The sequence below is a fragment of the Janthinobacterium sp. FW305-129 genome, from assembly GCF_020858115.1.
GTDB lineage: Bacteria > Pseudomonadota > Gammaproteobacteria > Burkholderiales > Burkholderiaceae_D > Janthinobacterium.
The window spans coordinates 199234-220579 of sequence record NZ_JACYMM010000006.1; the positions used below are offsets into that span (position 1 = coordinate 199234).

Below are 21346 nucleotides of genomic sequence, written 5' to 3' on the forward strand. Positions count from 1 at the left end.
TAATTCAAACCAGACCGGAGATCCATATGCTGCAGTTGAAAGATCCTACCTTGTTGCGTCACCAGGCTTACGTGAATGGAGCCTGGGCGGATGCCGATGGTGGCCAGACGATTAATGTGAGCAATCCCGCCACGGGCGAGCATATCGGCACGGTGCCCCTGATGGGCGCGGCCGAGACGCGCCGCGCCATCGAGGCGGCCAATGCCGCCTGGCCCGCCTGGCGCAAGAAGACGGCCAAAGAGCGCGCGGCCGTGCTGCGCCGCTGGCATGACCTGATCCTGGAAAACGCCGACGACCTGGCGCTGATCATGACTACCGAGCAGGGCAAGCCCCTGCCGGAAGCGAAGGGCGAAGTGCAGTTCGGCGCCTCGTTCATCGAGTGGTTTGCCGAAGAAGGCAAGCGCGTGGCGGGCGATACCCTGCAGTCGCCGTGGCCCGACCGCCGCCTGGTCATCACCAAGGAGCCGATCGGCGTGTGCGCCGCCATCACGCCGTGGAATTTCCCCGCCGCGATGATCACGCGCAAAGTCGGCCCGGCCCTGGCCGCCGGCTGCCCGATGGTCCTCAAACCTGCCGAAGCGACGCCGTTTTCCGCGCTGGCGCTGGCCGTGCTGGCCGAGCGCGCAGGCGTGCCTGCGGGCGTGTTCAGCATCGTCACGGGCGCGCCGAAAGACATCGGCGGCGAAATGACGTCGAATCCCATCGTGCGCAAGCTGACGTTTACGGGCTCGACCCAGGTGGGCCGTCTGCTGGCGGAACAGTGCGCACCGACGATCAAGAAACTGTCGCTGGAACTGGGCGGCAATGCGCCGTTCATCGTCTTCGACGACGCCGACCTGGATGCGGCCGTGGAAGGCGCCATCGCCTCGAAGTACCGCAATGCGGGCCAGACCTGCGTCTGCGCCAACCGCCTGTACGTGCAGGACAGCGTGTATGACGCGTTTGCCGACAAGCTGGTGGCCGCCGTGGCCAAGCTGAAGGTGGGCAATGGCATCGAGGCGGGCGTCACGCAGGGCCCGCTGATCGACGCCAAGGCCGTCGCCAAGGTGGAAGAGCACGTGGCCGACGCGCTGGACAAGGGCGGCCGTCTGCTGGCCGGCGGCAAGCGCCATGCGCTGGGCAACGGCTTCTTCGAGCCGACCATCATCGCCGACGTGACGAACGACATGCGTGTGGCCACCGAGGAAACCTTCGGCCCGCTGGCGCCACTGTTCCGCTTCAAGACCGATGATGAAGTGATCGGGCTGGCGAACAACACGGAATTCGGCCTGGCCGCCTACTTCTATTCGCGCGATATCGGCCGCATCTGGCGCGTGGCCGAAGGTCTGGAAACGGGCATGGTCGGCGTCAACACGGGCCTGATCTCGAACGAGATCGCGCCCTTCGGCGGCGTCAAGCAATCGGGCCTGGGCCGTGAAGGGTCGACGTATGGTATCGAAGATTATTTAGTCATCAAGTACATCTGCATGGGCGGTATCTGACGCCGTTCAATGTGAGCCGCGGCGCGCAGCCAACCTGTCCAGCATGCCCTTGACCGCTTCCATCTGCGTGCCGCTCTTGCGGTAGAAATCCGGATCGATCGGATTGATGCTGGTATAGCCCCAGAAATCCCAGCAGCCTTTCGGGTTGTACGGATAGACGGGGCTCGGTTCGGCCTGCGGATACAGCACGATGATCTTGTTGGCGTCCGCCACCTGGTTGTAGCCGGTGCTGGTATAGAAACGGTCGCCGATGGCTTGCGTCGTTTGCAGGCAGCCGTGGAACACCACGTGTACGCGGCAGCTTTCGCTGTCGCAGGCTTTCGGAATGTAGGCGTAGCCCGTATTGTTCATGCTGGAATACGCGTTCTGGATGAAGCTGCGCTGGTTGAAGGCGATCAGCTTGCCCGTCAGGGTGGTCGACGAGGGCTGCAAGTCCGGGTACAGGTGCTGCAGGATGTCGCGCGCCTGCACGAAGTCGCAGTCGTTGATGAACGGCGAGTCCGTCACGGCGCAGGGCTTGTCCTGGTTGTTGTCGGTGATGATGGCATGGCCCGCGCCGACCGTGTCGACGAAGCGGATTTGCGCCGCCGGCGTGCCGGCCAGTTGATAGAACTTTCCTACCTGTTCCACCACCGGCCGCGTCACGGTCTGGTCTTTCGTTCCGCTGAACAGATATACGCGCTGGCGTTTCAGGTTGGCCGTGTCGTCGATGAGACGGGCCTGCGCAAAATCGTTCGCCGCGCGCAGCAATTCGCTGGCCACGGGCGGCGCCACTTGCGAGCTGCCTGGATTCATGCAGGTGGTCAGGGCATTCGTCAGGTAGGGAATATACGGGAAGCGGCCCGGCTGGCCCGAGCAGAAATACGGGCCGCCCGCGATGATGCCGGCGCCGGCGACGGTGGCCGAGTAGGCGACGGCAAACTGCGCCGCCATGAAGCCGCCCGAGGACAGGCCGGACACCGTGGTCTGGCTCAGGTCGGCCTGGTAGGCAGGCAGGGCGGCAGCGTCCTTGCTCGCGGCGGGTTTGACGGCTTTGGCAGCCGTGGCGGCATGGGCGCTTGCTGGCGCCAGGATGAGCAGGCTGGCGGCCAGCAGGGGGGTGGGTAATGCGGTCAGGTACGGGAAGGGCATGGCAACTCCACAAGGCAAGGGCAGGAAGGCCGAGCATAGGTAAAAAAACTGTGCTTTGGGAAAGTACTGCACTATCGTTGATATCGCTCAAGCTAATGCTGTTGCTGTTCGTCTTGTACGCGTGCGCGGTGTTTGGCATAGAATGGTTTTTTTTTCCTTCCCGACCATGGTGCCCTTCATGTCCAAGACCCTTGCCCAGTTGTTTGCGCTGACCACCCTTGCCGCCAGTGCCAGCCTGGCTGTGCCCGCCCATGGCGCCGAAGCCGCTGCCGCTGCCGCCGCGCCAGCCGCCTGTCCTGCCATTTTGAAACAGACCTTCAAGCGCTTGCAGGATGAAGCGCCGCAAAACCTGTGCCAGTACGCAGGCAAGGTCGTGCTGGTGGTCAATACCGCCAGTTATTGCGGTTTTACCAATCAGTACGAAGGGCTCGAGGCGCTGTACGCCAAGTACGGCAGCAAGGGCCTGGTGGTGCTGGGCTTCCCATCGAACGATTTCGGCAAGCAGGAGCCGGGCAACAGCAAGGAAATCGCCGATTTCTGCTACAACACCTATGGGGTGAAGTTCCCCATGTTCTCCAAATCGGTGGTTTCCGGCCCCGCGCCGAATCCGCTGTACATGGACTTGATCAAGCAGACGGGCAAGACGCCGGCCTGGAATTTCCATAAATACCTGATCGACCGCCACGGCAAGGTGGTGGAAAGCTTCCCCAGCAAGGTAACGCCGGACGACAAGAAACTCGTTGGCGCGGTGGAAAAAGCGCTGGCGCTGTAAGGTGCCGACACAAGCAGGCTGGAACGCCTGCTTTTTTTTTAATGCCGTGCTTGTCGTCTTGCTATCATTGTCCTAAGCTGGTTGTTCGTGTTTGTCAAAACAACCATCAAGGAGATTATCATGGCGTATGTCGATGGATTTGTGGTGCCCGTACCGAAAGCCAAGCTCGATACCTACCTGGCCATGTCGCGTGCTTGCGGCGCCGTCTGGCGCGAATATGGCGCGCAGGAATTTCGCGAATGCGTGGGCGACGATGTCAAGCCGGGCAAGCTGACCTCGTTCCCGCAGGCAGTGGACTTGCAGGATGGCGAAGTAGTGGTGTTTTCCTGGATCGTGTTTGAATCGCGCGCCAAGCGCGATGAAATCAACGACAAGGTCATGAAAGACCCGCGCCTGGCCGAGATGATGGATCCGGCCAAGCTGCCGTTCGATGGCAAGCGGATGATCTATGGCGGCTACGAAATGCGCATTGACGCTTAAAGGATGAGCTTGGCGGGCATCGCCCCGCGCAGCGCATTGCACACGACAATCGCCTCGGCCCGCGCCAGCATGGCGCGCGTGATGACGGTTTCCTGCGCATCCCAGGCAGGATCGGCCAGCATGGTCGTGCGCTGCACGCCGGGCAGCAGGCCGCAGGACAGGGGCGGCGTGTGCCAGCGGCCGTCCAGCTTCACGAAGACATTGCTGCGCCCGCCCTCCGTCAGCTCGCCCCGTTCGTTAAAGAACAGCATGTCGAAGCCGCCTTGCGCTTCGGCCGCGCGCCACGCCGCGTCATAGCGCGCGCGCACGCTGCTCTTGTGGCGCAGGAACAGGTCGTCGGCCACGGTGGCGTCGGACGCCAGCAGGATGGTGACCGTGTCCGGCAAGGCGGTGAGGGCACCGCTTTGCGTCGTGAACCGGCCATCCTGGCGCAGCGCCAGGCGCAGGCGGAAGGGTGCGTCGTCGGGGCGTGCCGCGCAGGCCGCGTGCAGCGCCGCGCGGGCAGCGTCCGCATTCCAGGCAAAACCGAAGTAAGCGCAGGAAGTGGCCAGGCGCGCCAGGTGGCGCTCCTGCTGGCGGCAGCCGCCGGCCCGGTTCGCGTGCAGGGTCTCGAACAGTTCGAAGTCATTGCCCAGCCCCGTCAGGAAGCGGGCCTTGAGCTGGCACTCCGCAAATTCCTCGCCCGGGTCGCTGTCGAGGACGATGCCGGCGCCCACGCCCATCTCGCCGCGCCGCAGGCCGCCAGGGCCGGCCGGTTGCAAGGCCAGCGTGCGGATCGGCACGGACATGCAAAAGTCGCCCACGGCGTGGGCGGCGCTGGCGGCTGGCGGATCGAACCAGCCGATGGCGCCCGTGTAGATACCGCGCGGCGCCGGTTCCAGTTCGGCGATGATTTCCATGGTGCGGCGTTTCGGTGCGCCCGTGATCGAGCCGCATGGATACAAGGCCTGGAAGATGTCGGCCAGACTGGCATCGTCGCGCAAACGCGCCTGCACGGTGGATGTCATTTGCAGCACGCTGCTGTAGCGCGTCACCTGGAACAGGGCCGGCACCTTGACGGAGCCCGTGGCGGCGATGCGGCCGATGTCGTTGCGCAGCAGGTCGACGATCATCAGGTTTTCCGCGCGGTTTTTCGGGTCGCTGGCCAAGGCGGCGGCGCGGCGCGCGTTTTCGTCTGTTTGTTCAGGCGGGGCGGCCGGCGCCGTGCCTTTCATCGGGCGCGCCGTCAGCTCGCCCTGCGCATGGCGCACGAACAGTTCCGGCGACAGCGACAGCAGGGCGCCGCCATCGGGCAGCATCACCAGCGCGCCGTATGGCACGGGCTGGCGTTCCCGCAGCCGCGCATACAGGGCCAGGGGCGAGCCGAAGGCGTCGAAGCGCAGCCGATACGTATAGTTGACCTGATAGGTGTCGCCAGCCACGATGTAGTCGTGGATGCGCCCCAGTGCGCGCGTGAATTCGGCCTGATCCACGTTCGCGCGGATGCCGGCGATGCCGGCCGGCGTTTCCATCGCCGGCGTACGTGCGGCCAGCCACTGCAGCACCTCGTCCTGCGACAGCTGGGTGCAATGTTTGAAGACGAGCACCTGCGCCAGCGGCGGCGCATCCGGGCCGGGGGCGCGCGGCGGCATGGCCAGCAAGTGCGCGCCCAGCTCGTAGCTGCACACGCTGACGGCGTACTGGCCGCGTTCCAAGGCCGCTTGCAGCCCTTCGAGCAGGGCCGGCCACTGCTCCCCCTCGCTGCACCGCAGGACCGCCGCCAGGCCCGTGTACAGGCGCGAACCGGCGCCGGGCGTGCTGGCGTCGTCGAGCAGGGCGAAACAGTCGGTATGCATGGGGACAGCCGCGGCGGTGACCTACCCTAGCAGCATGGCGATTTGCAGCGCCGCTTCCTGGGATGGATTGATCTTGAAGCCGCTCTTGGCGTAGCGGTGCCAGCGTCCGATGACGAAGCTGACGATCAGGGTGGCGCGCGCCGCCACTTCGCTTTCCTTGCCATGGCCTTCGGCGGCGGCCACGCGCAAGGCCTGCTTGAGCGCCAGCTCCACGCGGTCGTAGAACTGGTTCATGCGCACTTGCAGGCGCTCGTCCTCATTGACCAGGGCGTCGCCGATCAGCACGCGCGTCATGCCCGGATTGCTGATGGCGAAATTGAGCAGCATGCCGATGATGTCGCGCGTCTGCGTCATGCCGTCGCTGTGCTTTTCAGCGATCTGGTTGATCAGGCCGAAGACGCTCGACTCGATGAATTCGATCAGCCCTTCGAACATTTGCGCCTTGCTGGCGAAATGGCGGTACAGGGCTGCTTCCGAGACGGCCAGCCTGGCCGCCAGTGCGGCGGTGGTGATCTTTTCGCCTTTCGGCTGCTCCAGCATTGCGGCGAGGGCCTGAAGAATTTGTAGCCTGCGTTGGCCCGGCGGTGTGCTTGCCATATTTTCTCTTGTCGTTAAAAAAAATGCTGCCTTGATGGGGAGGTCCGTCACCGCCGCTAGCGGTGCAGCTTCCGGCGTCAACCGGAAGTCCAGGAGTCCCCTTCAACGCAGTCGGTGAAGGCGGCGTGCCAAATGCCGGACAGATTTTACTTTGACATCGACGTAAGCGGGGCGATTTAACGCCTTGGGCAGCTTCGCCACGCCGATCGGATCGGCCATTTTCAGGTATTGCGTGACCCAGGCCGTGCGCAGGCCCAGTCTTTTTGCGCCCTTCAGGTTGGCGAGGGTGTCTTCCACCAGGATGCAGCGGCCAGGGCGGACCTGGTGCTTGCGCATCAGTTTGCGCAGCATCAGGGTCGATGGCTTGGGCCGCAGCTGGCGGTGCACCTGCATCGCCTCGATGGCGACGTGGTGTGAAAAGTGCCGGCGCAGTCCCAGGTGGCGCATCACGTCGCTCGAATAGCGCAGCGGCGCGTTGGTGAGTAAAATTTTACGGCCAGGCAGGCGTTTGAGTAAAGCCCCCAGCCCCCGTTCGGCGCGTATCATGGCGCGCAAATCGTCGAAGGCGTGCGTCTCGTGTAAAAAATGCGCGGCCTGCACCTGATGGTGCTTGACCATGCCCAGCAAGGTGGCGCCATAGCGGCGCCAGTAAGCCGCGCGCGCCGCATTGACGATGGCGTCGTCGGCCGGCGTCACGCCGTCGCCCAGCACCCGGGCAATATACGTGTTCATATTGGCCGTGATGGTGGGGAAGATGGCGTGCGAGGCATTGTGCAGCGTGTTGTCGAGGTCAAACAGCCAGACCGGCGACGAGCGGTTAAGATGGGACACAGGCACGAGAGTCTTTGCTAGCGAGAGAAGATGAAAAATTCAACAATCAGGAAAACCATGCGACGCCAGATTATAGTGATGTTTTGCGGATTATTCTTGCTGCCGTTGCAGGCGGCCTTCGCCGAGGCGCCACCCGTGGCGCAAAACCGGGGCGCCCTGTTCAAGGTGCAGGACGCGGGCCACACCCTGTATCTGTTCGGTACCATCCACGTGGGCGCGCCCGATTTTTATCCGCTCGAACCGACCGTGACGCAGGCGTTGCTCCAGGCAGGGGCGCTGGCGCTGGAGATCGATCCCGGCGCCGATCCGCGTAAGGCTGTGAGCGCCGTGCTGAAATACGGCATGGAGGCGCCGGGCAGCAAGGTGCCTGCCGACTGCCGCCAGACCCTGGCCCCGCGCCTGGCGCCGCTGTTGCAAAAATACGGCATTCCAGCCGAGTCGGTGGCGCCGATGAAGCCGTGGATGCTGGCCAGCATGCTGGCCATCGGCGAGTTTTCCACCCTCGGCTACCGCTCCGACCTGGCCGTCGACAATTATCTGTCGCAGCAGGCCAAGGCGCGCAAGATCCCCGTGCTGGAACTCGAATCGATGGAAGGCCAGATGGCGCTGTTTGGCGCCATGTCGCCGGCCGACCAGTGCCGCTTCCTGGAAGACGGCGTGGCGTCGATCGAGGACCAGGAGCAAAGCCAGGAAGCGCGCGAGATCGCCGATGCCTGGCGCAACGCCGACGCGGCTGCCTTTGACAAGCTGGCGGCCAAGGCTGCGCAAGACCCCTCGTTCGCCGCGCAATTCGTGCAAAAGGTGTTGCTGGATGGCCGCAACCCGGCCCTGGCCGACGGCATCGCCAAGCTGCTGGCGCGCGAAAAGCACAGCCTGGCCGCCATCGGCGTGCTGCACCTGGTCGGAGCGAAAAGCGTGCCGGATTTATTGCGTCAGAAGGGCTTGAAGGTCGAGCGGGTGTATTGAAACGCGGAGGCGATGCGGGCGACAGATAGCAGAGCAGATGGAAAAATGTTCAGGGCAAGGCGTACTGACGAAGACAGTACGCATGTACGGCGAGGCGAGGCAACGCAGCCATGGACATTTTTTACTATGAGGAGATGACGGCAGAGCAGATGGAAAAGTGTTCAGGGCAAGGCGGACTGACGAAGACAGTACGAATGTACGGCGAGGAAGGACAACGCCGCCATGGGCATTTTTACAGCTGCGGGGAAAGTATACTGGTGCCCTTGACGTGGATCGAACACGTGGCCTCTCCCTTACCAAGGGAGTGCTCTACCACTGAGCTACAAGGGCATAAAAAATCGGCGCTGGGTGAATTGCGCCGAATTATTTTTTAGTGCGAACGGATCATAGTACCAAAAGCCTGCTCGGTCAACACTTCCAGCAATAATGAGTGTTCGATGCGGCCATCGATGATGTGCACCGTGTTCACGCCGGACTTGGCGGCGTCGAGCGCGGACGAGATCTTCGGCAGCATGCCGCCCGAGATCGTGCCGTCGGCGAACATCTCGTCAATTTCACGCGCCGACAGGTCGGTCACCAGGTTGCCCTGCTTGTCCTGGACACCGGCGATGTTGGTCATCATGATCAGCTTTTCCGCTTTCAGGATTTCCGCGATCTTGCCAGCTACCACGTCGGCGTTGATGTTGTAGGCCTGGCCATCCTGGCCGAAACCGATCGGCGAAATGATGGGAATGAAGGCGTCGTCCTGCAGCGCCTTGACGACGGCCGGGTTGATCGCGTCGATCTCGCCGACAAAGCCGATGTCGAGGAATTCGCCCGGATGTTCGCGGTCCGGCATCTGCATCTTGCGCGCGCGGATCAAGCCGCCATCCTTGCCCGTCAGGCCCACGGCCTGGCCGCCGTAATGGTTGATCAGCATGACGATATCCTGCTGCACTTCGCCGCCCAGCACCCACTCCACCACTTCCATGGTTTCTTCATCGGTGATGCGCATGCCTTGCACGAAGGTGCCTTGCTTGCCGATTTTTTTCAGCGCGTTGTCGATCTGCGGTCCGCCGCCGTGCACCACGACCGGATTCATGCCGACCAGCTTGAGCAGGATGACGTCGCGCGCGAAGCCGTGTTTCAGGCGTTCGTCCGTCATGGCATTGCCACCGTATTTGATGACGATGGTCTTGCCATGGAAATTGCGGATGTAGGGGAGGGCCTCGGCCAGAATCTGCGCCTTGATTTGCGGCGACACCGCCGTCAAGTCGTCATTCATGTCCAGGTTCAAGTTAGCTAGTTGATTCATGGCGAGTCCGGAAAATAGATTTGTGCGATTTTACAGGGAAGAAGAAAATCCTGGAGGCATTATAGGGCGATCTTGTTGTATTTTCCCTGATGATCCTATAGTCTGGCCCGATATGTTCCCCAGCCAGCCCTTTTACTGCCCGTTACATCTGCGTCGCATTCCGGCGCAGCATGACACACACTTGTCAATTCAAACATAGCCATGAGCCAGTGCAGCCTGTGCGGCGCCACTTTCCAGTGTGGCCAGCTTGACCCGAACGCCAAGGAACCCTGCTGGTGCGTCGCCCTGCCGCCGGCCGTTCCCGTACCCGGCAGCGCTGCCGTGGGCTGCTGGTGTCCCGCCTGCCTGCAAGAGCGCATCGCCACCCTGGCGTCCCCTGCAAAAGCCATAACGTCGGCTAAATAAGTGCTTCGGCATGCAATTGCTTTGCAATAAACCTTGCATTCCGTAGGGGAATACGTTCAGACTTCGATTTTTAAGAATTTCTTATAGGAAAGTTATGCGCTTCAGGGATATCCGCATCGGCGTACGCATCAATGCCGGTTATGCCATTCTGATCGTGCTGATGCTGGTCGTCATCGTCCTGGCGGGTAGCCGCATCTATGCCATCCGCGCCGAGACCGACGATATCCTGCAGCGCGACTGGGTCGCCGCCAAGGCCACCAGCAAGATCCATGGGCTGGCGCGCGAGGCGGCCACGCGCATCGCCAGCCTGCCTGGCCAGAACCGGCTGGCGCTGCGTCGGGCGAATCAGGCGCGCCTGGAAGCGATCAAGCAAGGCATCGATGAGCAGGTGCGCATCCTCGACGGTCTCGATGCGCGGCCCGAAGAACGGCGCCTGCTGGAACAGATGCATCTTGCGCGTGCCGAGTACTATGGCTCGCTCAAGGCGATGTTCGAACTGGTCGAGCGCGGCGAGGATGCCCGCGCGGAGCAGGCCATGCAGACGCAGACCTTGCCGGTGCTGGAAAAAGTGCTGCTGTACGTGGGCCAGCTCGACGACCTGCAGCAGCAACTGATACGCGACAGCGCGGCCAGGATACGCAACGACATCGATACGTCGCTGCTGCTGATGGGCGGCATCGGCCTGGCGGCCCTGCTGACGGGCCTGGCCTTTGCCTGGTCGGCGCGCTCGATCACGCGCCCGCTGGGCGAGGCGGTGGCGATCGCCACGCGCGTGGCCAACGGCGACCTCAGTTCCGTCATCGAAGTGACGTCGCGTGACGAGACGGGCGAATTGCTGCAGGCGCTCAAGGACATGAGCACCAGCCTGGCCGTCGAGCAGGACCTGCGCCATGCCGTCGAAGTGGCCGAGGATGCGACCAAGATGAAGTCGGACTTCTTGGCCAATATGTCGCATGAGATCCGCACGCCGATGAACGGCATCATCGGCATGACCCACCTGGCGCTGCAGACGGAGCTCACGTCAACCCAGCGCAACTACCTGGAGAAGGTGGAATCGGCCTCGAAGAACCTGCTGGCCATCATCGACGACATCCTCGATTTCTCGAAGATCGAGGCCGGCAAGATGGCCTTTGAAAAAGTCGATTTCTTCCTCGAGGACGTGCTGGCGCAGATCGCCGACCTGTCCGTGATGCGCGCGCAGGACAAGGGCCTCGAACTGCTGTTCGACATCGCCCCCGACGTGCCGAACGCCTTGCAGGGCGACCCGCTGCGCCTGGGCCAGGTGCTGATCAACCTGACCAACAACGCCATCAAGTTTACGGACAAGGGCGAGATCGTCGTCACCATCCGCCTGCAGCAGCTGGAAGAACATGCGGCTGTCTTGCGCGTGGACGTGCGCGACACGGGCATCGGCCTGACGCCGCCCCAGCGCAGCAAGTTGTTCCAGGCATTTACCCAGGCCGACACCTCCACCACGCGCCACCATGGCGGCACGGGCCTGGGACTGACCATCAGCAAGCGCCTGGTGGAAATGATGGAAGGCGAGATTGACCTGGTCAGCGAAGCGGGCGTGGGCAGCACCTTTTTCTTCACGGCCCGCTTCGGCCTGGCAGCCGTGCCGCGCGACAGCCTGCTTGCTCCGCAGCGCTTTGAGGGCCTGCGCGTGCTGGTGGTCGACGACAACCCCAGCGCGCGTGAAATCTTCGTCAGCATGCTGACGGCGCTGGGCTTCGAGGCGCGTGCGGTGTTTGGCGGCGTGCTGGCCATCGGCGCCGTGGCGCAGGCGCGCGCCGAGGGGCGCCCGTACGGGCTGGTGCTGATGGACTGGAAAATGCCGGGCATGAACGGCCTCGATACCCTGGCCGGCATCCGTGCCGATGCCGCCGACATCGATGCCACGCCGGCCTGCATCATGGTCACGGCCTTCCATCGCGAAGCGCTGCTGGAAGCGGCGCGCCAGCGGGACTTACCGCTCGACGGCGTATTGAACAAGCCGGTCAGCGCCTCGACCCTGCTTGACCAGATATCGTTCGTGTTTGGCGGCGTGACGGGGCAGAGCCGCAAGACGCAGCGCCAGAGCAGCTATCGCGACGATGAACGCGCCCTGCGCGGCGCCTGGCTGCTGCTGGTGGAGGATAATGAAGTGAACCAGGAAGTGGCGCAGCATATTCTCAACGACGCCGGCATCCGTGTCGACATCGCGGGCAATGGCGCCATCGCGTTGGCGAAGATCGAGGAAAACGCCTATGACGGCGTGCTGATGGATTGCCAGATGCCGGTAATGGATGGCTACCAGGCCACCCGCAAGCTGCGCCAGGATCCCCGTTATTCCAATTTGCCCGTGATTGCCATGACGGCCAATGCCATGGTCGGCGACAAAGAGAAATGCCTGGACGCCGGCATGAACGATTTCATCGCCAAGCCGATCGATGTGGCGCAGCTGTTCGGCACTCTGGCGCGCTGGATTGCGCCGGCCATGCCGCAGGAAGTGGCGGCGGTGGTGACCCAGCCGGAAGCGGAGCTGCCGGTGATCTCCGGCCTGAAAATGACGGAGGCCATGCGCCGCGTGGGCGGCAATGCCGTTTTGATGCGAAAATTGCTGGACCGTTTTGTGGAAACCCAGTTCGATGCCATGCAGCGCATCGTTGCCGCCATCGAGAACAATCAGCTCGAGACGGCCATCCGGGAAGCGCATACCCTGAAGGGCCTGGCCGGCAATATCGGCGCTGGTGGCCTGGCCGACAGTGCCGCGCGGGTGGAGCATTTGCTCAGCCTGGGCTCGCACGACGGCTTGCCGCAGGCGCTGGCCGCCTGCACGCTGGCGCTCGACGAGCTGGTGCCGAAGATCGTGCTGGCGATGCAGTCGCGCAGCAATGCGGCCGAGGCGGGCGGCGCGCCGGTGGCGCACGTGGCACCGGTGGACCGGATGCGCCTGGAAGCGGGCTTGCGCGAATTGTCGCAGCTGCTGCAGCAGGACGACGCGCAGGCCGTCAAGCACCTGGACGGCATCGGTCCCGTGCTGGTCGCGGCGGGGCAGGCGGAACATGCGCGCCAGTTGAAACGCATGCTGGGACAATACGATTTCGAAGGTGCGCTGGCGCAGCTGGGCGAGGTGGCCGATGCGCTGGAGCTGACACTGTGACAAGGATAACTATGCAGAGCGAAGGACGGGCATGAAAGCGCCGGCAAGCAAGCCAACCATCCTGGTGGTCGACGACACGCCAGACAATATCGACCTGTTGCGCGCGGTGCTGGAAGACGATTACCGCACCAAGATCGCCGTCAATGGCGAGCGTGCCCTGAAGATCGCCGCCGGCAGCGACCAGCCCGACCTGATCCTGCTCGACATCATGATGCCGGGCATGAGCGGCTACGACGTGTGCCGCGCGCTGAAGAGCGATCCCGCCACGGCCGGCATACCCGTCATTTTCGTGACCGCCATGAGCGAAGTGGCCGACGAGCAGCTGGGCCTGGCCCTGGGGGCCGTCGACTACATCACCAAGCCGATTTCGGCGCCCATCGTGCTGGCGCGCATCAGGACGCAACTGGCGATGAAGCAGATGCAGGATTTTTTGCGCGACCAGAACCACTACCTGGAAACGGAAGTGGAGCGCCGCGTGCAGGAAGTGGCGGCGCTGCAGGACGTCACGATCCACGCCATGGCTTCGCTGGCCGAGACGCGCGACAGCGAGACGGGCAACCATATCCGCCGCACCTCGCACTACCTGAAGGCGCTGGCCGAGAAAGTGCGCAGCCTGCCGCGTTTCCGCGATTTTTTGACGGACAAGAATATCGAACTGCTGTTCAAGACGGCGCCGCTGCACGATATCGGCAAGGTGGGCATCCCCGACCATATCCTGCTCAAGCCGGGGCGTTTCGAGCCGCACGAAATGGCCATCATGAAAACGCACACCACCTTGGGGCGCGACGCCATCCTGGCGGCCGAGCATGAGCTGGGCATCGAAGTCGATTTCCTCAAGTACGCGAAAGAGATCGCCTACAGCCACCATGAAAAATGGGATGGCAGCGGCTACCCGCAAGGCCTGGCGGGCGAAGCCATCCCGATTTCGGCGCGCCTGATGGCGCTGGCCGACGTATACGACGCCCTGATCAGCCGGCGCATCTACAAGCAGGGCATGGACCATGCGCAGGCCGTGCAGATCATCGTCGAGGGGCGCGGCACGCATTTCGACGCCGAGATCGTCGACGCCTTCCTGCAGATCCAGGACCAGTTCATCGCCATCTCCACCCGCTATGCCGACGGCGTGTGCGAGATCGCCGACAAGCAGCGGCAGATCGCGCCGTTCGCCGAAAACATCAGCTGACGGTCTTGAAGAAGCGCAGCATCTCCCGGCTGGCGTCCGGCCCTTTGCCGTCCGTATAGCTGCCGTTGTTGCTGCCGCCGGACCAGGCATGGCCGGCGCCGTGGATGACCCAGTGTTCTCCCAGCGGCGAGCCATCGGCCTGGCTGTGCGTGGTGCGCGTGTAGCGGTGGCCGTTCGGCACGCTGCCGTCGACGGATGCGGCCCTGGCCGCCTTGCCGCCCGCCTGGCTGCGCACGCCCTGGGCGATCAGTTCATCGCCATTGCGCGGGTTGACGGTGGTGTCGCGGTCGCCGTGAAAAACGATGATGGGCACGCCGCCGGCCGGCGCCTTGCGCTGGGCATTGGGCATGGCGCCGCCCTTCATGGCTGCCAGCGCCGACGGCAAGTCCTGCGCCGAAGCGAAGGGCAGTCCCGAATGCACGCCGACGGCGGCAAACAGGTCGGGGTACAGGGTGCCGACGATGACGGCCATGGCACCGCCCGCCGACAGGCCGGCGACGAACACTTCGCGCTCGTTGACCGGGTAGTCGTCGATGACTTGCTGGGCGATGCCGGCGATCAGCGACGGTTCTCCCTGGTCGCGCTGCTGGTCGATGGCGTTGAACCAGTTCCAGCAGCGCGAACTGTTGGCGCCCTGCGTCTGCGCCGGATAGACGACAAAACACTCCTTTTCTTCGGCCAGTGCATTCATCTGCGTGCCGGCGGCGAAATCGTCGGGATTTTGCGTGCAGCCGTGCAGCATGACGATCAGCGGCATGGCCTGGCCGTGATAGCTGCTGGGGATATACAGCTTGTACGAACGCGTGCCCGCATGGTTGCGGTACACGCCGTCGATGAACTGCGCGCCAGCGGGTATTTCCGCCGGCGTGGCGGCCGGCGCGTTGAAGCCGGGCGGATGGAAATTCGGCAGCTCGAAGCTGGGCATGTCGAAGCTGTGCTGGCCCAGGCCGGCCGGCACGCCCAGGCGCGCCATGAAGTCCTGCGCGAAATCCTGCGCCGCCTGCGCGGGCGTGGGCGGCACCGATGCCGCTTCCGGTGCGGCTTCCGCTTGCGGCTGCCCGGCCCGGGCCTGCGCCTGCGCCTGCGCTGGTGCCGGTGGTGGATTAATGTCGCGCATCGGCTGCGGTGGCGGCGCTTGCGTGGACGCTGCCGGCGGCGGCGTCAGGCCGGCCGCAGACAGCGCCTGCTGGATCGCTTCGGTGGCGGCGGCAGGGCCGCTGCCCATCAGATTACGGGTCGCTGCGCGCATCTGCGCCAGCATGTTGAGAGGTAGTTTCATGACCATCCTTAACGGTGCCGCGCATCGGCCGGGTCATCGCCGCAAACCAATACGCTAGTGAATTCGCCCTGCGAGCGCCGTCTTGACGACGGTGCTGGCGTGCAGGGCACCTAATACGAAAATCGACTCGATGGTGGCCAGTGCCAGTTCCACGGAGACGTCGCTGGCGATGCTGGCCAGTCCCAGCACCTGTATCTGCAGGCGCTGGCCGGCTGCCTGGATCGCTTCCAGGTCGGCGCGCGAATAGTGCTGCATGCCCAATACCAGGCTTTTACGGGCGACGGTCTGTTTCACCACGTCGGCGTGGGTGCCCAACTGGTTGCGTATGGCCGTACGGATCAGATCCGTGCGGTTGGAATAAAACCCCTCCTGGACCAGCAGATCGATCTGCCCCAGGTCGATCAAGCCCAGGTTGATCGTGATTTTCTCGGATTCCCCAATTTTGGGCTTGCTGTCTTGCTTGGCCATATTTCTCCAAAAACTCCACGTGGCATCCATTTGCCATCTGTATGGATGGTAGTATAGTTCTGAAATGACTCAAGTCAAGCAGGATCTGGGCTGATCGTGTTGTAGGACGGGCACCCGCAGAGTGAGAATGTGTGAAAAATATATTTCCGGAACAGCGGTTGTTGACCATTGTTTCGCTGGAAAATATATTCACGGAAACATTGCAGGGCGATGTCATCGCCTCGCCGGCACGGTTTCGCGGCATAATGAAAACCTTCACGTTTACCGATGCCGCTCCATGATGGTCGCTCCCCCACCTCCGCCAGCCGTTCCGCTCCCGTCGCCGGTGCCGTCGCCCTGCGTCAGCCTGTGCAAGATGAACCGCAACAGCGGCTTGTGCGAAGGCTGCCTGCGCACGCTCGACGAAATCATCGCCTGGAGCAAGGCCGACGACGACTTCAAGCGCGCCGTCTGGGCCGAATTGCCGGGCCGTGAATCGCTGCTCGATTTCGAGCCCGACTACTGAGGAAGCCCATGCCGCGATCGCCAGCGCTGTTCCCCGATGCCATGCAGGTGTTCGAACGCGGCTGGCTGTCGTCGAACAACATCCTGTTCCAGGGGAAGGATGACACGGCCCTGATCGACAGCGGCTATGTCACGCATGCGCCGCAAACCCTGGCCCTGCTGCGCCATAGCCTGGCCGGCCGTCCCCTGGACCGCCTGTTCAATACGCACCTGCACTCCGACCATTGCGGCGGCAACGCGCTGCTGCAAGCCGCATACGGCTGCCACACGGCCATACCCGTGTCGGAGGCGGACAAGGTGCGCGCGTGGGATGCCGATGCCCTCAGCTTCCAGGCCACGGGCCAGCAATGCCCGCGCTTCGGCTTTGACGCCACCGTCTCGCCCGGCGACACCTTGACCTTGGCCGGCATGGCCTGGCAGGCGCTGGGCGCACCGGGCCACGATCCGCACTCGCTGATTTTTTACTGCGCCGGCGAGGGCATCCTGATCTCCGCCGACGCCCTGTGGGAAAACGGCTTTGGCGTGATCTTCCCTGAACTCGATGGCGGTTCCGGCTTTCCGGAAGCGCGCGCCACCTTGGACCTGATCGCCAGCCTGGACGTGCGCGTCGTCATTCCCGGCCACGGGCGGCCGTTCCAGGACGCCGCCGGCGCCCTGCAGCGTGCGTATTCGCGCCTCGATTACCTGGCGTCCGACCCCGTGCGCAATGCGCAGAATGCGGTCAAAGTGCTGCTGAAATTCTTGCTGCTGGAGCGCCAGCGCATCGCCCTGGCCGGGATACCGGCCCTGCTGCGCGGCATGCCCGTCTTCGAAGAGGCCAACCGGCGTTTCCTGCGCCAGGAAGCGGATGCGCTGGCCGAGTGGGCCGTCGCGCAGCTATGCAGGGCTGTAGCGGCGCGTGTCGAGGGTGAGTACTTGCTCAATGATGGCTGAAGCGGGTCTGCGATAAATTCAGCACGATCGTACTTTTTCTGCACTATAATCAACGTTCAGTGTGTCTTTCACGTCCGATCAACTTTCCAGCGAGTCCGCCATGGCATTGCCTGTTGCGTTGCAAAACCTCTCCTTACCCGTTATCGCCTCGCCGATGTTCATCGCCAGCGGCCCGGCCCTTGTCGCGGCGCAGTGCAAGGCCGGCATCGTCGGTTCCTTCCCTGCCCTGAACGCGCGTCCCGCCGAATTGCTCGACACGTGGCTGACCGACCTGCAGGCCGAACTGGCCGCCTTCCAGGCCGCCAATCCCGATAAAAAAGTGGGGCCGATCGCCGTCAACCAGATCGTGCACCAGTCGAACGACCGCCTGGCGCACGACGTGGAAGTGTGCGTGAAACACCAGATTCCCATTATCATTTCCTCGCTGCGCGCGCCGCCCAAAGAAATGCTCGACGCCATCCACAGCTATGGTGGCATCGTGCTGCACGACGTGATTTCGATCCGTCACGCGAAAAAGGCGCTGGAAGCGGGCGTCGATGGCTTGATCCTGGTCGCCAGCGGCGCCGGCGGCCATGCGGGCACCCTGTCGCCGTTCGCGCTGGTGGGCGAAGTGCGCAAATTCTTTGACGGTCCGCTGGCGCTGTCGGGCTCCATCGCCACGGGCGACGCCGTGCTGGCCGCGCAAGCGATGGGCGCCGACTTTGCCTACATCGGCTCGCGCTGGCTGGCGACCAAGGAGTCGAACGTCAGCGACGGCTACCGCGACGCCATCGTGGATTCAAGCGCGGCGGACATCGTCTACACGAACCTGTTTACGGGCGTGCACGGCAACTACCTGAAAAAATCGATCGAAGCGGCCGGACTCGATCCGGAAGCCTTGCCCGAAGCGGACAAGAGCGCGATGAATTTCGGCTCCGGCAGCGCCAAGGCCTGGCGCGACATCTGGGGCGCGGGCCAGGGCGTGGGCTTGATGGACGACGTGCCCAGCGTGGAAGAGATGGTGGCGCGCCTGAAGGCCGAATACGATGCGGCACGCGCGCGGTTGAAGCTGTAAGCTGGTGGTAGTGTCGGATTACGCGCTGCGCGCTAATCCGACCTACGTCCGACCTGCCGCGTCAACCATGGGTAGGTCGGATTAGGCCAAAGGCCGTAATCCGACAAATCCTTACTCCTGCTTCAAATCCTCAGGCTTGATGGCCCACAAACCCGGCAGGTTGCGCCAGTAGCCGTATGCATCCATGCCGAAGCCGACGACGAAGCGGTTCGGGATCACCAGGCCGACGATGTCCGCCTGCACGGGCTTTTTCTTGCCGATGGCCTTGTCGGCGAAGACGGCCAGGATGACTTCCGAGGCGCCCATGTCCAGCAGGCGCTGCTTGACGTGCGCCAGGGTTTCGCCTTCATCGAGGATATCGTCGAGCACGATGACGGTGCGGCCCGCTACGTTCGAGCGGGGGATGACTTTCCACACCACCTCGCCGCCCTTGTCGTCGTCGCCGTAGCGGCTGACGTGGATGTAGTCGAATTCGAGCGGGAAGCTCAGTTGCGGCAGCAGGCTGCCCGTAAACACGACGGCGCCGCCCATCACGCCCAGCACCAGCGGGAATTCCTTGGAATCCGCGGCGTTGAAGCGCGTGTTGAGTACATCGGCCATGCGCGTGATCGACGCCTGCACGGTATCTTGGTCGAACAGCAGTTCCGCGTTCTTGATCAGGTCACGGGCACGGTTGTGATGAAATTCTTGCATGGACTCTTGCATGGCGATGAATGGGGCTGATGGTCAATGCCGGTATTATCCCGCAAATTGGCCTTATTTGTAATCGCGCATGTCGTCGATGATTTTCCCATCCTGCGCCAGACTGCCCACTGCCACCAGCACCACGTCGCCCCGCAGCTTGGTCAATTCGCGGATCGAAGCGACGATCGCTTCCACGCCGCTGGCGTCCGCCGGATCGTCGACTTCGCAATGCAAGGCCATCTCGTCGTTGGCCATGCGCCCCGATACCACCAGCCGCGCCTTCCTGATTTGCGGGTGGCGGCGCGCGATGTCATGCACCTGCGACGGATGCACGAACATGGCGCGCACCTTGGTGGTTTGATCCGCGCGACCCATCCAGCCTTTGATGCGCGTATTCGTGCGGCCGCACGGCGACTCCGGCGCATCGACCAGCTCGGCCGACAGATCGCCCGTGGCAAAGCGGATCAGCGGGTAGTCGGCATTGAAGACGGTGACGACGACTTCGCCCACCTCGCCCGGCGCGACGGGAATGCCGCTGCCCGGATGGACAATCTCGAGCAGCACATTTTCGTCGACGACCATGCCGGGATTGAGCTTGCCATTGCTGGCCGTCTCGTAGGCGATGCTGCCGATATCGGCCGAGGCATAGGTCTGGAACACGTGCGGCACGCCGTTCTCGGCAAACCAGCTGCGCAAGGATTCGGGCAAGGCTTCCGCGCCCATCACGGCCTTGGTGACGCTGCTGATGTCGGCGCCCATTTCGCGCGCCTTCTCGATGATCAGTTTTAAAAATGAGGGCGTGCCGATATACGTGTCCGGCTTCAGGTCGGCCATCGCCTGCACCTGCATTTCCGTCTGGCCGATGCCGGCCGGGATGACGGTGCAGCCGATGCGCGCGGCGCCCCCTTCGACCATGAAGGCGGCTGGCGTGAAGTGATACGAGAAGCAGTTCTGCAGCAGGCCGCCGGCGCGCACGCCGGCCGCATACATGGGCCGCGCGAAGCGCCACCAGTCGGGGCCGCGGCCTTCCGGATCGAAGATGGGGCCGGGCGAGACGAACACGCGCGACAGGGCGTTTTTCGGCGTCGTGTTCAAGCCGCCGAACGGCAGCTGCGCGTGCTGCAATTGCTTGAGGTCGGACTTGCGCGTCACGGGCAGCTGCGCCAGCGCGGCGCGGCTGGTGATGCCGGCCGCGTTGACGCCGTCGAGGATACGGGCCCAGCCCGGCGCCTGTTGCGCGCGCGCGATCAGCTGCGGCAGGCCGGCCATCAATTCGCGTTCGCGCGCCTCGGCGGTGCGCGTTTCCAGACTGTCGAGCGTATCGTTCATGTCAGTCATTCTCCATTTGTCAGTGCGTGTTGATCCGCACGCCAGGCCATCAGGACCGCCGTGCGCGTTGCAGCCAAGGGTTTTGATGGATCAGGCCAGCCAGCGTTTGCGGCGGCGGTAGAACTTCATGTCGCGGAAGCTCTTGCGCCCGGCGCCGGAGACGCCCAGGTAAAACTCCTTGACGTCTTCGTTGCTGGCCAGTTCCTGGGCTTGTCCTTCCATCACGACGCGCCCGTTTTCCAGGATGTAGCCAAAGTCGGCGTAGCGCAGCGCCACGTTGGTGTTCTGTTCGGCCAGCAGGAAAGAGACGTTTTCCTGGTGGTTCAGGTCCTTGACGATGCCGAAAATCTCTTCGACGATCTGCGGCGCGATGCCCATCGAGGGCTCGTCCAGTAAAATCATTGACGGCTTAGCCATCAGCGCGCGGCCGATGGCGCACATCTGCTGTTCGCCACCCGAGGTGTAGCCGGCTTGGCTGGCGCGCCGCGTTTTGAGGCGCGGGAAATAGTGGTACACCTTCTCCAGCGCGTCTTTCAGCTCGCCGCGCGACAGGCTGCGCGTGTAGGCGCCCGTCAAGAGGTTTTCCTCGATGGTGAGATGGCCGAAACAGTGCCGGCCTTCCATCACCTGCGACAGGCCGCGCTTGACCAGTTCATTCGGCGTCAACTGGTCCACGCGCTCGCCCTTGAACTGGACTTCGCCCTTGGTGACGTCGCCGCGTTCGCCGCGCAGCAGGGTCGAGATGGTCTTCAGGGTGGTCGACTTGCCGGCGCCGTTGGCGCCCAGCAGCGCCACGATCTTGCCTTGCGGCACTTGCAGCGACACGCCCTTCAGGACCAGGATCACGTGGTCGTAGATGACTTCGATATTGTTCACCGACAGGTAGGGCGGCGGCGCGTCCGGCTTGATCGGGGCTTGCGTGGCAGAGTGGGTCATGGCTGCTTCTTTAAAATGTTAAACACGGGACCGGCGTTGGCC

The 21346-nt window shown here is 63.4% G+C and carries 21 protein-coding genes and 1 tRNA gene; 11 read left to right on the forward strand and 11 right to left on the reverse strand.

Annotated elements, in window-relative coordinates:
* The first annotated feature begins 26 nt into the window (after window positions 1–26).
* Complete coding sequence (gene gabD / locus IGS61_RS14030; protein WP_230540138.1) at window positions 27–1481, forward strand: NADP-dependent succinate-semialdehyde dehydrogenase; 1455 nt, start codon at window positions 27–29, stop codon at window positions 1479–1481.
* A 6-nt stretch (window positions 1482–1487) separates the two neighbouring features.
* Here gabD and IGS61_RS14035 read toward each other — a convergent pair whose 3' ends face one another.
* A complete protein-coding gene (locus tag IGS61_RS14035) occupies window positions 1488–2612 on the reverse strand; it encodes an extracellular catalytic domain type 2 short-chain-length polyhydroxyalkanoate depolymerase (protein ID WP_230540139.1) in 1125 nt (374 codons plus the stop codon).
* A gap of 178 nt (window positions 2613–2790) precedes the next feature.
* Between IGS61_RS14035 and IGS61_RS14040 the strand changes: the two genes are divergently transcribed.
* On the forward strand, window positions 2791–3384 hold the full coding sequence (locus tag IGS61_RS14040) for a glutathione peroxidase (protein WP_230540140.1): 594 nt from the start codon (window positions 2791–2793) through the stop codon (window positions 3382–3384).
* A gap of 120 nt (window positions 3385–3504) precedes the next feature.
* Window positions 3505–3864, forward strand: a complete 360-nt coding sequence (locus IGS61_RS14045) for a DUF1428 domain-containing protein (RefSeq protein WP_230540141.1) — start codon at window positions 3505–3507, stop codon at window positions 3862–3864.
* Here the strand turns inward: IGS61_RS14045 and pabB are convergent.
* From pabB to IGS61_RS14060, 3 genes are all read right to left on the reverse strand, one after another.
* Window positions 3861–5699, reverse strand: a complete 1839-nt coding sequence (gene pabB / locus IGS61_RS14050) for an aminodeoxychorismate synthase component I (protein ID WP_230540142.1) — start codon at window positions 5697–5699, stop codon at window positions 3861–3863. The genes IGS61_RS14045 and pabB overlap by 4 nt on opposite strands.
* Before the next feature lie 21 nt (window positions 5700–5720).
* Entirely contained in the window at window positions 5721–6296 is a 576-nt protein-coding gene (gene slmA, locus IGS61_RS14055; RefSeq protein ID WP_070313104.1) for a nucleoid occlusion factor SlmA, read from the reverse strand.
* A 102-nt stretch (window positions 6297–6398) separates the two neighbouring features.
* Window positions 6399–7133, reverse strand: a complete 735-nt coding sequence (locus tag IGS61_RS14060) for a pyrimidine 5'-nucleotidase (protein ID WP_230540143.1) — start codon at window positions 7131–7133, stop codon at window positions 6399–6401.
* A 90-nt stretch (window positions 7134–7223) separates the two neighbouring features.
* Here IGS61_RS14060 and IGS61_RS14065 point away from each other — a divergent pair, with 90 nt between their 5' ends.
* Entirely contained in the window at window positions 7224–8093 is an 870-nt protein-coding gene (locus IGS61_RS14065) for a TraB/GumN family protein (protein WP_230540144.1), read from the forward strand.
* 255 nt (window positions 8094–8348) lie between these two features.
* Here the strand turns inward: IGS61_RS14065 and IGS61_RS14070 are convergent.
* Window positions 8349–8423, reverse strand: a tRNA-Thr gene (locus IGS61_RS14070).
* A 40-nt stretch (window positions 8424–8463) separates the two neighbouring features.
* On the reverse strand, window positions 8464–9357 hold the full coding sequence (argB, locus tag IGS61_RS14075) for an acetylglutamate kinase (protein ID WP_010393729.1): 894 nt from the start codon (window positions 9355–9357) through the stop codon (window positions 8464–8466).
* 231 nt (window positions 9358–9588) lie between these two features.
* On the opposite strand from argB, the gene IGS61_RS14080 reads away from it, so the two are divergent.
* From IGS61_RS14080 to IGS61_RS14090, 3 genes are all read left to right on the forward strand, one after another.
* On the forward strand, window positions 9589–9792 hold the full coding sequence (locus IGS61_RS14080) for a cysteine-rich CWC family protein (protein ID WP_230540145.1): 204 nt from the start codon (window positions 9589–9591) through the stop codon (window positions 9790–9792).
* A gap of 94 nt (window positions 9793–9886) precedes the next feature.
* Window positions 9887–12934, forward strand: a complete 3048-nt coding sequence (locus tag IGS61_RS14085) for a response regulator (protein ID WP_230540146.1) — start codon at window positions 9887–9889, stop codon at window positions 12932–12934.
* Window positions 12935–12965: 31 nt separating this feature from the next.
* Window positions 12966–14117, forward strand: coding sequence for a response regulator (locus IGS61_RS14090; RefSeq protein ID WP_230540147.1), 1152 nt, complete (start codon window positions 12966–12968; stop codon window positions 14115–14117).
* Here IGS61_RS14090 and IGS61_RS14095 read toward each other — a convergent pair.
* Both IGS61_RS14095 and IGS61_RS14100 read right to left on the reverse strand, forming a co-directional pair.
* Complete coding sequence (locus IGS61_RS14095; RefSeq protein ID WP_230540148.1) at window positions 14110–15396, reverse strand: extracellular catalytic domain type 1 short-chain-length polyhydroxyalkanoate depolymerase; 1287 nt, start codon at window positions 15394–15396, stop codon at window positions 14110–14112. The two genes, IGS61_RS14090 and IGS61_RS14095, sit on opposite strands and share 8 nt — an antisense overlap.
* Before the next feature lie 54 nt (window positions 15397–15450).
* Complete coding sequence (locus IGS61_RS14100; protein WP_034752801.1) at window positions 15451–15864, reverse strand: CopG family transcriptional regulator; 414 nt, start codon at window positions 15862–15864, stop codon at window positions 15451–15453.
* Window positions 15865–15995: 131 nt separating this feature from the next.
* Between IGS61_RS14100 and IGS61_RS14105 the strand changes: the two genes are divergently transcribed.
* The 4 genes from IGS61_RS14105 (at window position 15996) to IGS61_RS14120 (ending at window position 18355) form a co-directional block, all read left to right on the forward strand.
* Entirely contained in the window at window positions 15996–16145 is a 150-nt protein-coding gene (locus tag IGS61_RS14105) for a hypothetical protein (protein ID WP_230540149.1), read from the forward strand.
* A gap of 74 nt (window positions 16146–16219) precedes the next feature.
* Window positions 16220–16369 carry a DUF1289 domain-containing protein gene (locus IGS61_RS14110; protein ID WP_230504287.1) on the forward strand — a complete coding sequence of 50 codons (150 nt, stop codon included), beginning with the start codon at window positions 16220–16222 and terminating at the stop codon, window positions 16367–16369.
* Between the two features lie 8 nt (window positions 16370–16377).
* On the forward strand, window positions 16378–17301 hold the full coding sequence (locus IGS61_RS14115; RefSeq protein ID WP_230540150.1) for an MBL fold metallo-hydrolase: 924 nt from the start codon (window positions 16378–16380) through the stop codon (window positions 17299–17301).
* A gap of 100 nt (window positions 17302–17401) precedes the next feature.
* Window positions 17402–18355, forward strand: coding sequence for an NAD(P)H-dependent flavin oxidoreductase (locus IGS61_RS14120; protein ID WP_099665909.1), 954 nt, complete (start codon window positions 17402–17404; stop codon window positions 18353–18355).
* Window positions 18356–18466: 111 nt separating this feature from the next.
* Here IGS61_RS14120 and IGS61_RS14125 read toward each other — a convergent pair whose 3' ends face one another.
* The 3 genes from IGS61_RS14125 to IGS61_RS14135 all read right to left on the reverse strand — a co-directional run bounded on the left by IGS61_RS14125 (window position 18467) and on the right by IGS61_RS14135 (window position 21304).
* The gene (locus IGS61_RS14125; RefSeq protein ID WP_076564827.1) at window positions 18467–19048 is read right to left on the reverse strand and encodes a hypoxanthine-guanine phosphoribosyltransferase; all 582 of its coding nucleotides are present in this window, start codon (window positions 19046–19048) and stop codon (window positions 18467–18469) included.
* A gap of 63 nt (window positions 19049–19111) precedes the next feature.
* Entirely contained in the window at window positions 19112–20368 is a 1257-nt protein-coding gene (locus IGS61_RS14130; RefSeq protein ID WP_230540151.1) for a phenylacetate--CoA ligase family protein, read from the reverse strand.
* A gap of 90 nt (window positions 20369–20458) precedes the next feature.
* A complete protein-coding gene (locus tag IGS61_RS14135; protein WP_230540152.1) occupies window positions 20459–21304 on the reverse strand; it encodes an ABC transporter ATP-binding protein in 846 nt (281 codons plus the stop codon).
* Between the last annotated feature and the right edge of the window lie 42 nt (window positions 21305–21346).

Excerpts from the sequence above, each read along its gene's own strand:
- gabD (WP_230540138.1), top strand. The coding sequence starts at position 27 with ATGCTGCAGTTGAAAGATCCTACCTTGTTGCGTCACCAGGCTTACGTG.
- argB (WP_010393729.1), bottom strand. The coding sequence starts at position 9,357 with ATGAATGACGACTTGACGGCGGTGTCGCCGCAAATCAAGGCGCAGATT.
- IGS61_RS14095 (WP_230540148.1), bottom strand. The coding sequence starts at position 15,396 with ATGAAACTACCTCTCAACATGCTGGCGCAGATGCGCGCAGCGACCCGT.
- IGS61_RS14090 (WP_230540147.1), top strand. The coding sequence starts at position 12,966 with ATGAAAGCGCCGGCAAGCAAGCCAACCATCCTGGTGGTCGACGACACG.
- IGS61_RS14045 (WP_230540141.1), top strand. The coding sequence starts at position 3,505 with ATGGCGTATGTCGATGGATTTGTGGTGCCCGTACCGAAAGCCAAGCTC.
- IGS61_RS14130 (WP_230540151.1), bottom strand. The coding sequence starts at position 20,368 with ATGAACGATACGCTCGACAGTCTGGAAACGCGCACCGCCGAGGCGCGC.
- IGS61_RS14135 (WP_230540152.1), bottom strand. The coding sequence starts at position 21,304 with ATGACCCACTCTGCCACGCAAGCCCCGATCAAGCCGGACGCGCCGCCG.
- IGS61_RS14040 (WP_230540140.1), top strand. The coding sequence starts at position 2,791 with ATGTCCAAGACCCTTGCCCAGTTGTTTGCGCTGACCACCCTTGCCGCC.
- IGS61_RS14100 (WP_034752801.1), bottom strand. The coding sequence starts at position 15,864 with ATGGCCAAGCAAGACAGCAAGCCCAAAATTGGGGAATCCGAGAAAATC.
- IGS61_RS14120 (WP_099665909.1), top strand. The coding sequence starts at position 17,402 with ATGGCATTGCCTGTTGCGTTGCAAAACCTCTCCTTACCCGTTATCGCC.
- IGS61_RS14085 (WP_230540146.1), top strand. The coding sequence starts at position 9,887 with ATGCGCTTCAGGGATATCCGCATCGGCGTACGCATCAATGCCGGTTAT.
- IGS61_RS14125 (WP_076564827.1), bottom strand. The coding sequence starts at position 19,048 with ATGCAAGAATTTCATCACAACCGTGCCCGTGACCTGATCAAGAACGCG.
- IGS61_RS14115 (WP_230540150.1), top strand. The coding sequence starts at position 16,378 with ATGCCGCGATCGCCAGCGCTGTTCCCCGATGCCATGCAGGTGTTCGAA.
- IGS61_RS14110 (WP_230504287.1), top strand. The coding sequence starts at position 16,220 with ATGAACCGCAACAGCGGCTTGTGCGAAGGCTGCCTGCGCACGCTCGAC.
- IGS61_RS14080 (WP_230540145.1), top strand. The coding sequence starts at position 9,589 with ATGAGCCAGTGCAGCCTGTGCGGCGCCACTTTCCAGTGTGGCCAGCTT.
- slmA (WP_070313104.1), bottom strand. The coding sequence starts at position 6,296 with ATGGCAAGCACACCGCCGGGCCAACGCAGGCTACAAATTCTTCAGGCC.
- IGS61_RS14035 (WP_230540139.1), bottom strand. The coding sequence starts at position 2,612 with ATGCCCTTCCCGTACCTGACCGCATTACCCACCCCCCTGCTGGCCGCC.
- pabB (WP_230540142.1), bottom strand. The coding sequence starts at position 5,699 with ATGCATACCGACTGTTTCGCCCTGCTCGACGACGCCAGCACGCCCGGC.